Genomic DNA, 11,324 nt, shown 5'->3' with positions numbered 1-11,324 from the left:
CCGCTGCGTGAGCCGCTGCCGTTCGGCCCGGTGGCCGACGCACTGCGCGCGGCCGTTCCGCAGGCCGCGCGGGCGGGGCCGTTGCCCCAGGTGGCGGGGGCACTGTCGGCGCTGGTGCCGGACCTCGCGAACTTCCTCCCCGAACCGGCCGGGGACCCGGAGGCGGTGGGGCAGCGTCCGACGGTCGCGGCCGGGGTGCGCGCCGTACTCGCCGCGGTCGCCCCGGTGGTGCTGGTGGTGGAGGACCTGCACTGGGCCGACGAGGCGACCAGGGACCTGCTGCTGCTCCTCGCCCGTGACCTGCCCGCGCGGGCCAGGCTGCTGCTGACCTACCGCGCCGAGGACCTGCCACCAGGCATGCCGCTGCTCGGCGCCCCCTACAGCCTTCCGGCGGGCACGGCCGGCACGGAGATCACACTGAACACGCTGGCCGAGGCGGACCTGGCGGCGATGGCGCGCGGGGTGCTCGGCGCGCGGGCCACGCCCGAAGTGGTCAGGGCCCTGCTGCAGCGCAGCGGTGGCCTGCCGCTGGTGGTCGAGGAGGACCTGCTGACCCTCGCCTCCACGGGCCCGGCGGTGCCGGATGCGCAGGCGCTGACCGCACTGGGGGTGTCGAGGAGCCTGCGGGAGATCATCGGGCAGCGCCTGGCCGGGCTGCCGCCCGGGGCGGTGGCGCTGGCGGGCGGGGCCGCGGTGCTGGCGGTGCCGGCCTCCGAGCGGCTTCTCGGGCGGATGGCCGCTCTGCCGGACGAACAGGAGGCGGCCGACGCGCTGACCGAGGCGCTGGCCGGCTCGGTGCTGCACGAGCTCGGCCCGGACCACTACGGCTTCGCCCACGTGCTGGCCGGCCGGGCGGTGTACGAGTCACTGCCCGGCCCGGTACGGATGCGGCTGCACCGCAGGGCGGTGGAGGCGCTGCGGGAACTGCCCGATCCGCCGCTGGTGCAGATCGCCCACCACCTGCGGCAGACCGGCAACGTGGAGGGGTGGCTGGAGCAGGCCGAGGCCGCGGCCGCCCAGGCGGAGTCGATGGGCGACTCGGGCACGGCCGCGGCGCTGCTGCGGCAGGTGCTGGAGCAGCCGGGCCTGGCACCGGAGCGGGTGGCGCGTGTGGCCCTCGCGCTGAGCCGGGCGACGAGGTACGGCACGGACTACGAGCGCACCGTCGCCTCGCTGCGCCGCATCCTGGCCACCCCGGGATTGCCGGCCCCCACCCGGGGCGACATCCGCAGCAGAATGGGCATGATCATGTACAACCTGGGCGGGGACCAGGCCGGCATCGCGGAACTGAGGAAGGCCGTGCCGGAGCTGGAGCAGGGGCCGCCGGAGCTGTTGGCCCGTGTGCTGGCGATCCTCGCCTCCCACGCCCCGGAGGGCGGCACCGCGTCCGAGCAGATGGCGCAGTTGGAGCGGGCGATGGCGTTGGTCGCGGACAGCGAGGACGAGGACAGCCGCTCGGTGGTGACGTTCAACTACCTGGACGTGTTGGGCGATCGCCATGACGGGCGGGCGGCGGCCGTTCTGGCGGGACTGCCCCGGGTGCACGACAACCCGTACATGGTCCGCGGCACCGTGATGGCGCTCGCCAATGCCGTCGAGACGGCGGTCTACGGGGGGAACGACGAGGAGGCGGCCGGCTATCTGGCGGAGGCCGCCGCGCTGGCGGTGCGCAACGACATGCCGATGGTCGTCATGTACACCGACTCCTACCGGGTCCTGCTGCGGTGGCTGTCGGGCGGGTGGGAGGTCTTCGAGCGGGAGGTGGAGGACTTCCGCCACCGTTATGTGCCGAACCCGCTCGTCACCGGCGGGCTGCTCGGTACCGCCCGGGGGGTGAGCGCCGCCGCGCGGGGTCGCACCGCCCAGGCCGTGGCCCATCTGGAGACGGCAATGGCCCAGGACGGGGCGGTGACGATGAGCATCCCCACGGCCGCCGCCCTGGCCCGTATCCGGCTGGCCGCGGGCGACACGATCGGCGCGTGGCAGGCCCTCACAGGCCCGCCCGACATGCTCGGCTTCGTGGTACGGCGCGAGTGCTGGACACATTCCTGGGACCTGGTGCCCACCGCCGTCGAGATCCTCCTCGAACGCGGCGATCGGGCCCGGGCCGAGGAACTGGCCGGGCAGCACGCCGCGGGCATCGCGGGCCGACAGGCTGCCGGGGCGCCGGCGGAGGCCGCACTGTGCCGCGGCCTGCTCGCCCTGGACGAGAGGCCCGTGGAGGCGGCCGGCGAGTTCGACAAGGCCCGCGCCCAGTGGCTGGCCCTGGGCCGCCCCTACCCCGCCGCGCTCGCCGGGGAACGGGCCGGCGCCGCCCTGGCCACCACCGACCCGACCGGTGCGACCACCCGGCTGAACACCAGCAGCGAGGTGTACCGGCGCCTCGGCGCGACCAGCGACGAGGCCCGCTGCGCACACCGGCTGAGAGCCCTCGGGCAGGCACCCGCCCCGAAAGTTGGCCGCGCCGGCTACGGCGAGCGCCTCTCGCCCCGGGAGCAGCAGGTCCACGACCTCCTCGCCCACGGCGCCACCAACAAGGACATCGCCGCCGCCCTGTTCCTCTCCTCGCGCACCGTCGAGCACCACGTCGCCGCCGTCCTGCGCAAACTCGGCACCACCCGCGACCACCTCGCCCACCTGCACGACCCACCGGCGCCGTAGCGGAGCGCCCAAACCCGTCAACCAGGCGAACCGGACACCACACGGCGGTGCCGAGGTTTCGTATCAGCAGGTCAGGCGCTACGTCGCCGACCGCAAGCCGCAGATCCTGGTGGAGTCGGGCAAGGCCCAGGCATTCGTCCCGCAGACGCGCCTGCCCGGCATGGAGGCTGCGGTCGACCTCGGTGACGTGACGGTGCCGCACGCCAGCGGCTCACACCTGATCCGACTGTTCGGCGCGCGGTTCAGCCGACCTCGGCGAGCACGTAACCCGGTGCCTCGGTGCCCGCGTCGGCGGTCCGTTCGCCGTCCGGGCCCCAGGCGCCGGCGGCGCCGCAGCCCACGCCGTCCTCGTTGTCGCCCAGGACGTTGCCGAGCACCACGTGGAGACCGAACTCCCTGGCCCGCACCGGATAGACCTTCTCGAACGAGTCGTTGTCAGCGGAGAGTACCGAGCTCGCCAGATAGACCGTGCAGCCGTCGGCGGCGGCCCGCTCGGCGAGCTCCGGGAAGCGGTTGTCGTAACAGGTGGCCAGCGCGAACCGGGTGCCGTCCAGCTCGAAGCGGCCGTCCCGGCCGCCTGCCGCGAAGACCTCCTGCTCGATGCCGTACAAGTGCTGCTTGTCGTACCTTGCGAGGAGTCCGCCGTCCGGACCGATGACGAGCGAGGTAACCGTGGGCCGGCCCTCCGCCGCGTGCACGGGACCGTTGACGACCGCCGCCAACGAGCCCGCGCGGCACGCCTCCCGTACGGGTTCGAGGCGGGCGTCGTCCTCGGTGAGGACGAGGCCGGGGGTGTCCCGGATCAGCGTCGGCTCGTAGCCGGTCACGGCGAGCTCGGCGAAGACGACCATGCGGGCGCCGTCGGCCCCGGCTGCCCGGATCAGCCCGGCGATGGTACGGACGTTGGCGTCGATGTCCCCGGCGACCGGGGCGAACTGGGTGGCTGCGACGATCATGGCCTCCATCATCGCCGCCGACCGGGCCGCGGGAAACCCCGGGACCCCACCAGTAGAACCTTGGATCACGGGCCGCTGACAGCAACACCGTTTTCCGTTCCGTTCATACCGGGATGTCACCGACCTCTGGTCTGTCGCAGACCGCATCGTGGACCGGCGCGCAAACACTTCCGTCGAATCGTTTCCGGCGCGTCGGCAATCAACGTGCCCTGCCAACCCAGATATCTGCGCTGTCGGCATCCTCGACAGGTCGCCTCGGCGTCGGCCTGGGCGAGCAGGACGGTGAAGACCTTCTCCCAGGTGCCGTCGATCACCCAGTTCCTCAGCCGGGTGTAGGCGCCCTTCCAGGAGCCGTACTCGGCGGGCAGGTGGACCCACTGCGAGCCGGTCTGGAACTTCCAGGCGATCGCGTCGATCACCTGCCAGTGATCACGCCAACGCCCACCCGCTTCGGCATCTGGTCCGGCAACAACGGCTCTATGCGCGCCCACTGCGCGTCACTCAACGGCACACCAGACCAACGATCAGATGATCCGAGAGGAACGGCCTAGCCGCGCGTGGTGTCAGCGGTCAACTCAACGGCGCTCAACGCCAAAAGCTGAGCGCCGATCAGTCGGAGGGAGTCACAACTCGTCCCTCGCTGTGGACCCGAGGATGTGATCGCGGGCCGCTTGGGCGAGGGCGGCTTGGGCCGCAGTCGGGAGGCCGAGGCGATTCCAGTGGAAGATCACCAGATGCGCGAGGACTGCGCGTAGGCCACGCGTCAGCTCTCCGCGTGAGGCTGCAGCGACGAGAGCCTGCCCGACGGTTTGGAAGGCGGTTGCCCAGGCAGCTGCGTGTTCAAGGCAGGCTTGCGGGCCTGGCGGCACGGGTGTGAACGGGCGCGGCTGGGGAGCAGCCGTCAGCATCGCTGGTGGCTCTCGCGTCAGGCGGGGCAGGGAACTCCGCGGCCGGGAAGTCTCGGCTCACTGCCATCGCTGGGCTCGACGGCGAGCACATAGGTCACGAGGTCATGCGTGAAGGTGACCGCGTGACTGCGTCCGGCAGCCAGGTCGTCCATCGCACGGCCCATGCCACCGCGGCTGTCCAACCAAGCGACAGGCGCCGTGCCAGGCTCGAGTCCGAGTTGCGCGGCGAGTCTGTGGACCTGCCGTTGAAGCTCGCGAGCAGCGAGCCGGACGTCCCGCGCACCGCTGCTCCACAGCCGCAGGGGCTGCCCTGAGCTGTAGTAGGCGGTCACCGTGCACCAGAACGGCTCGCTGGGAACCCAGGGGCGCTGCCGGACGAACACGCCCGAGCCCGGTCCTGCGTTGAATGCCGGCGGCTTACCCTGCGGCTGGGCCGTCGACATTGTGCGGTCGTTTCGACCGACGATCCTCCGCAGGTGCCTGATCATGGTCTTCACGGAGCGCTCCTCGTCGGCTCATCGGTGGCGAGCACAACCCTCGCCCACACCCTCTTGGTCGTGCCGGTGGTCGCCACGTCCATGTCGTCCGCGAGCTGGCGGACGAGGATCAGGCCACGGCCGCTCTCAAGCCGGGTGACGGGGCTACGGGGTAGCGGCAGGTCGGGACGGCCGTCCAGAACCTCGATCCGGCAGTCGCCGCCGATCTCCTGGACCCGCAGACCGACCTCGCCGCCCGGCCGGCTGGCATGACGGATGGCATTCGTCACCAGCTCCGAACAGATGAACACGAGGTCGTCCGCCTTTCCGCCTTCCCATCCCCAGCCCTTGAGCACCAGACGCACGTTCCGGCGTGCCTCGGCAACCGTCTCGGGGACGGCCGTGAGCGTGGTCCGCCACTGACGCAGGGAGGATCCCCGCTGCTCGACACCCACCATGTGCACCGCTCCTCAAAGGAGCGCCTGAACGCCCCGTCCCTGGTTCGCTTGCGGGGATCAACAGTGGACCTGCTGCCTGGACATAACCACTCCCATAACAGGGACAACTGGCTCCCATTCAGGTGACCCCCGAGACAAACCGCGGACGGTTCGCCGACACTTCGAATGAGCCTCTGCGGCCGCCGTTCCAGCGGTGGTAGGCAAGGGGACGAGCAGCGAGTAGCTGGGGCTGCGGCCCCGGAAGGGACCGCAGATGAGCAGCAATCTGTTCGATGCGTTAGTCGCCCGCGAAGAGCTGGACTTCCGGGCCTTCAAGGCCGAGTACCGGCGCGTAGCGTCTGAGCTCTATCGGGAGACCGGCGACATCGCTTTCAGGAACGTCACCCTGACGGACAAGAGCTTCCAGCGGTGGCGGGCCGGCGACGTCTCCCGTCCCCACCACCCCGCACCGGCGATCCTCAAGAGCATGTTCGGCAGGCCCATGCACGAGCTGCTCGCCCCCTGCACCGACGACCAGGTCCAAGCGCTCCAGGCAGCGCAGGATCCTGTGCTCGACGAGAGAGAACTGGCCATGACCGCAAGAGATGCCCGCGCCCACGCCGCCGAAGCGGCCTCGCAGTTGCTGCCCGATCTCAGCCTCGACCAGCTTGAGGACGACCTGGTGCGCCTGGTCCGGTCCACGAGTTCCACACCGCCCCACATGATCTTCATGCAGGCGAAGGAACTGCTCGGCCTCGCGACGGTGATGTTGGACCGCACACAGGTCCTGTCGCAGCGGGGACGCTTGTACCTCGTGGCCGGCCAGGCCTCGGCACTGCTGGCCGCCTGCGCGTTCGATCTCGGCTCCATGCCCAACGCCTTCGAACTGACGCGAGCGGCCGCTCTCTACGGCCAGGTCGCCGAGTACGGTCCGCTCCAGGCGTACGCCCACGGCTACCTCGCCGTGCTGTACTACTGGAGCGGCAACCCCGCTCAGGCGGTTCGCCAGATCGGTCAGGCACAGTCCTTCCCCGGCGTGGGTGCCACGGGTAAGGCACGGCTGGCAGCGATCGCCGCCCGCGCCTACGCACATCTCGGCCGCGCCGAGGAAGCTCACCACGCGATCGAGCGGAGCCTGGCCGACCGCAGTTCGGCCGTGGACGATCTCCACGACACCGTGGCGGGCAAGTTCGGTTTCAGCCCGGAGCGGGTCGCCATGAGCAACAGTTCCACTCTCCTGCTCCTGCGGGACGGTGCCGGCGCCGAGGCCTCGGCCCGGCGGTCGCTGGAGCTGATCGCCGCTCGCTCCGCAGGCGCCAGGCCGCTGGTCGTGGCGCCGCAGGCCAGTGCCGACCTCGCCGCCGCCCTGCTGATGCGCAGCGACCTGGACGGTGCCGCTGACGCCCTCGGACCGGTCCTCAGCCTGCCTCGGGAGTGGCGCGGAGCGGGCCTCGCCGGCCGGGTCAACACGATCCGGGGTGAGCTTGTGTCCCCGACGTTCCGGAACACCCAGCTCGCGCGGGAACTCGCGGAACGGATCGACGACTTCACCCTGGTCGCCGCACCGCAGACCCTGGGGCCGGGAGCGGTGCGGCTCGCCCTCGACGGGAGCGCTGGTTAGCTCACGCTCTCGAGGATGCCGCGCTCCTTCTCCGGGTCGATTCCGTGCTTCGCCCAACGCCTGTGCGGCACCGGAAGGTTGCCCTTCTCCAGCCACGCCCACGTATCCGCGACGGTCTCCGTGAGCGGCCGGCTGCGGAAGCCGGCCGCGACCGCCGATGACGGGTCGATGACCGACACACCGGGGTGACTCCACCACAGCGGGAGTTCCGTCCACTGACGCAGACCGCGGCCGAGCAGGATCTCGTCCTCGACCCACACCAGCTCCCCTGAGCTGCCGGTCACGTCCAGGCAGGCCGTAAGGAAACCCCCCATCGTCTCCCGGCCGATCGGCGCGGCCAGATTGTGAACCTGATGGCCGACCCCCGCGGCCTGGTCGAGCGCGAACGTGGCAACGTCCCGAACGTCCACCGACTGAACACTCCTCGCCGGATCACCGGGAGCGAGGATCCGCCCACCCCGTTCCGCCCGGCGCAGCCACCACGGCAGCCGTCCCACGTACTCCCCCGGCCCGAGGATCACACCCGGTCGCAGCAGGCTGGTGCGGGCAAGGCCGAACGTCCCGGTCACCGCGCGCTCGGTGCCGGCCTTCCGCCGGCCGTACTGGGGGTTGACGCCCGACGCCCCCTCCGGGGGCGGAGCGGACTCCGGCCCAGCATCGGCCGGAGCGTCCCACACGGGCGAGTCGACGTTCAGCGGCTCCTCGGGCCACCCCTCGTACACCGCCACCGTGGACAGGTACACGTACCGGCCGGCAACCGGTTCCAGAGCGCGGGCACCGGCCAACACATCGCGCGGGCTCAACGCGGAAGCGGACGTGTCGACCACCGCGTCCCACGGACCGTGCTCAGCCAGCCGGGCGAGATCCTCGGGCTGCTCACGGTCCCCGTGCACCGCGATCGCGCCGGGCGCCGGGTGGCCGGACCGTCCACGCGTGAACGTGGTCGTCTCCCAGCCCCGTGCCAGCGCTCCGGTCACGACCGCCGGGCCCAGGAACCAGCCACCACCCAGGACGAGAATCCTCATGCGGGCGATCCTGCCAGCCCTTCACGGCTTCGCGCAGCCGCCTGCGGGATCAGTCGTCGTCCGATCCGGGTGATCCGGCCACCACGCAGGCGTGGAGTGTCTATCGTCGAACCGCGTCGCTGATCGAGTAACGAGAGAGCCGAGGGGTGGTGGGCAGCGGTGGCGTCGGGCGTGGAGCGGGCGGAAGGCCCGGGCGGACCACGGCACGTGGTGCTGTCGTTGGGGATCGCGCTGACGCGGACCGAGGACGGTGACTCGCCGCGGTTTGGCCTGGACGTCCTGGAGGAAGCCCCCGTCCATGCCGACAGGGTCGCGGGGATCCTGGAGGAGTTCCGCTACACCCGGCGCCCGGCCGCAGTAGCGGAGGCGCAGAAGGACCCCGGGGCACTGGTCGAGGCCGCCATCGTGGCCGAGGACGCCGACGTGCTGATCGTGCACATCGTCGGACACGGTGAACTGGGCGAATTCAGCGAGGAGCTGCACGTCCTGGGCAGCGACGGGAAGCCCCGGAAGCCGTCGGTGGGCGCTTGGATCAGCGGGATCGAGAACAGCCCCGAGGAACATCGGCCGATGACCCTGTTCGTCCTGGACGTCTGTTACGCCGGGCAGGCCGCGGTGACCGCCTGGCACTCGCGGATGGACGTGGACAAACGCCGGGCGTGGGTACTGGCCGCGACCGGACCGGACAAGCAGGCTTTCGGCTTCCGGCTGAGCCGGGCCCTGGTGCAGGTGCTGGAGAGGTACCGCGACCTGGAGGTCCGCTTCGACCCCTCCCTGCGGTACATCCCACCCGCCACGGTCTGGCGGGACATCGGCCGCGCCGTCGACGAACTGGCCGAACAGTCCAACGGGCTACCGCAGTCGATTCTGACCAGCCTCGTCCCCGGCCACGCCGACCTCTCCCAGCTGCCGTTCTTCCCCAACCCCTCCCACACCCCCGGCACCGGCACCGAACCGGCACGGGACTTGCCCCCGGAGATCGCCCGCCTGGCCGACTGGGCCGCCGACCCCCTGCACTTCATGCGCCGCGCCGGCGGCGCCGAACCGGTGAACCGCGACTGGAACGAGGGCTACTTCAGCGGCCGCACCCCCCAACTCGACACCCTCACCGCCTGGCTCGACGACGACACCGCCACCCCGGGACTGCGCGTGGTCACCGGCAAAGCCGGCGCCGGCAAATCCGCACTCCTCGGCATCCTCCTGTGCGCCGCCCACCCGGCCCTGCGCCGCCACGCCCGCCCCCTATGGGCGGCACTCGGCGACCACGTACCGGGCGAGAACCACCGAATCGCAGCCGTCCACGCACGACGCCTGGGCCTGGACGACATCATCGCCTCCCTGACCCGCCAACTGCGCCACATCACCACCCCCGCCGCCCCGACCCCACCGACCGAGGAAACCCACGACACTACCGGGGACCCGGCACAGCACCTGCTGGACCTGCTGCCCCCCGGCCAACCCCCGGTCACCATCGTCATCGACGCCCTCGACGAAGCCCTGGACCCTCAGGACATCACCACCGCCCTGCTTCTCCCACTCGCCCGGCATGCGCAGACGGCCGACGCCCGGCTGCGGCTGCTGGTCGCCACCCGCGCGGACACACGATTCGACCGGCTCCTCAACCTGGCGCGGGCCGCCGGAGCGTGCACGGACCTGAGCACCGTTCCACCGCAGGAGGTCCGCCGGGATGTTGCCGCCTACGCCAAACATCTCCTGACCGCCGACGGCCCCTACACTCTCAGCACCCTGAAGCCCGTCCGGGACGCTCTGGCCGAAACGATCGCCGAAACCCTTACCTCACACGCCCTGGTCGCACAGCCGCATCAGGCCGCTGGGGCCCTGGAATGGGGTGAGTTCCTCACCGTGGGACTCTACGTCCACCACCTCCTGGCCATCTCACCCGCTGCTACGCCTGAGGAAGCCGTCGGGCTCGGCCGCGCCGTGCCTCGCAACCTGCCGGACCTCCTCGAACTCGACCTGCACCGTCACGCCGACCAGGTCCACCTGCGTCCGGTGCTCACGGCCCTCGCCTTCGCCCAGGGCCGGGGTATGCCCGAAAGCGTCCTGGCCCATGCCGCCGCAGCCTTCGCCATTGACGGTGGCTTTCCCCTGTCCATGAGGGGCCTGTACGCCCTCTTGGACGGAGAAGCACGCTTCTACCTACGCCGCGACATAGACAATGACGGCACCACCCTCTACCGGCTCTTCCACGAAGGCCTCGCCGACTGGCTCCGCCAGCCTGCCAATCCTCCCTTCAGCAAGGGCTCCCCGTTGACGACGGACTCTCCACCCGGTCAAGCAGAACGCCTGTTCGATCAACTTCTGGAATGCGTCCCCCGGGATCCGGCCGACCGCCTGCGGTGGCAACACGCCACCGGTTATCTGCTGCGGCACATCGCCCAGCACGCAGTCGACGCCGGGCGCCTGGACGAACTTCTCAACGACGCCGACTACCTCCAGCACGCCGACCCTTATACCCTTGCCGACGCCCTGCCCCACTTCCACTCCGACCAGGCCAGGCTCAACGCCGCCGCCTATCGCACCTCCTGGGGCGTCCACCACGCGCAGCCACCCGCGGCACGCCGCCAGCTCCTCGCGCTGGATGCCGCGCGCTTCCGCAACACACTGCTCCAAGCCGGTCTGCCAGGCGACGCCGACTGGAGCGTGCGCTGGGCCACGGGCAGCCAGGTCTCACTGGCCCTGGTCCGAACTCTGCCTGGCCGCACCGTGACCGCGCTGGCGGTGGCGCTGCTGGATGGCCGCCCGCATGCCGTCACCCTCAGCAAAGACGGGTTGGTGCGGGTGTGGGACCTGATCACCGGCAGCCAGGTCCGCAAGCTGATCGGCCACACCAGTTGGGTGACCGCGGTGGCGGTGACGGTGCTGGATGGCCGCCCGCACGCCGTCACCGGGGGCGACGACCGATCGGTGCGGGTGTGGGATCTGATCACCGGCACCCAGGTCCTCAAGCTGACCGGGCACACCGCCTGGGTGACTGCGGTGGCGGTGACGGTGGTGGACGGCCGCCCGCACGCCGTCACCGGTGATGAACAAGGAACCGTGCGGGTGTGGGACCTGATCACCGGTACCCAGGTCCGTCAGTGGGCTGGTCACACCAACTGGAGGCGCGCGGTGGCGGTGACCGCGGTGGCGGTGACGGTGGTGGACGGCCGCCCGCACGCCGTCACCGGTGATGAACAAGGAACCGTGCGGGTGTGGGACCTGATCACCGGTACCCAG

The 11,324-nt window shown here is 71.1% G+C and carries 8 protein-coding genes; 3 read left to right on the top strand and 5 right to left on the bottom strand.

Annotated elements, in window-relative coordinates:
- On the top strand, window positions 1–2,661 hold a 2,661-nt coding region (locus tag ACWEQL_RS34745; RefSeq protein WP_452154378.1), incomplete at its 5' end, for a LuxR C-terminal-related transcriptional regulator.
- A 242-nt stretch (window positions 2,662–2,903) separates the two neighbouring features.
- Here the strand turns inward: ACWEQL_RS34745 and ACWEQL_RS34740 are convergent.
- The 4 genes from ACWEQL_RS34740 to ACWEQL_RS34725 form a co-directional block, all read right to left on the bottom strand.
- Window positions 2,904–3,617, bottom strand: a complete 714-nt coding sequence (locus tag ACWEQL_RS34740; RefSeq protein ID WP_452154377.1) for a carbon-nitrogen hydrolase family protein — start codon at window positions 3,615–3,617, stop codon at window positions 2,904–2,906.
- A gap of 116 nt (window positions 3,618–3,733) precedes the next feature.
- Window positions 3,734–4,108 carry a transposase gene (locus ACWEQL_RS34735; RefSeq protein ID WP_452154376.1) on the bottom strand — a complete coding sequence of 125 codons (375 nt, stop codon included), beginning with the start codon at window positions 4,106–4,108 and terminating at the stop codon, window positions 3,734–3,736.
- Window positions 4,109–4,542: 434 nt separating this feature from the next.
- On the bottom strand, window positions 4,543–5,022 hold the full coding sequence (locus ACWEQL_RS34730) for a hypothetical protein (RefSeq protein ID WP_452154375.1): 480 nt from the start codon (window positions 5,020–5,022) through the stop codon (window positions 4,543–4,545).
- Window positions 5,019–5,459 (bottom strand): ATP-binding protein, encoded by a 441-nt coding sequence (locus ACWEQL_RS34725; protein ID WP_452154374.1) that lies wholly within the window; start codon window positions 5,457–5,459, stop codon window positions 5,019–5,021. The genes ACWEQL_RS34730 and ACWEQL_RS34725 overlap by 4 nt, the downstream gene beginning before the upstream one ends.
- 253 nt (window positions 5,460–5,712) lie before the next feature.
- On the opposite strand from ACWEQL_RS34725, the gene ACWEQL_RS34720 reads away from it, so the two are divergent.
- Window positions 5,713–7,059 carry a hypothetical protein gene (locus ACWEQL_RS34720; protein WP_452154373.1) on the top strand — a complete coding sequence of 449 codons (1,347 nt, stop codon included), beginning with the start codon at window positions 5,713–5,715 and terminating at the stop codon, window positions 7,057–7,059.
- On the opposite strand, the gene ACWEQL_RS34715 is transcribed toward ACWEQL_RS34720, so the two are convergent.
- Complete coding sequence (locus ACWEQL_RS34715; RefSeq protein ID WP_452154372.1) at window positions 7,056–8,084, bottom strand: NAD-dependent epimerase/dehydratase family protein; 1,029 nt, start codon at window positions 8,082–8,084, stop codon at window positions 7,056–7,058. The two genes, ACWEQL_RS34720 and ACWEQL_RS34715, sit on opposite strands and share 4 nt — an antisense overlap.
- Before the next feature lie 207 nt (window positions 8,085–8,291).
- Here ACWEQL_RS34715 and ACWEQL_RS34710 point away from each other — a divergent pair.
- A partial coding sequence (locus tag ACWEQL_RS34710) for an NACHT and WD repeat domain-containing protein (RefSeq protein ID WP_452154371.1) occupies window positions 8,292–11,324 on the top strand: 3,033 nt, incomplete at its 3' end.

This window comes from Kitasatospora sp. NPDC004240 (assembly GCF_053603215.1).
This window is presented reverse-complemented; position numbering and strand designations above follow the sequence as displayed.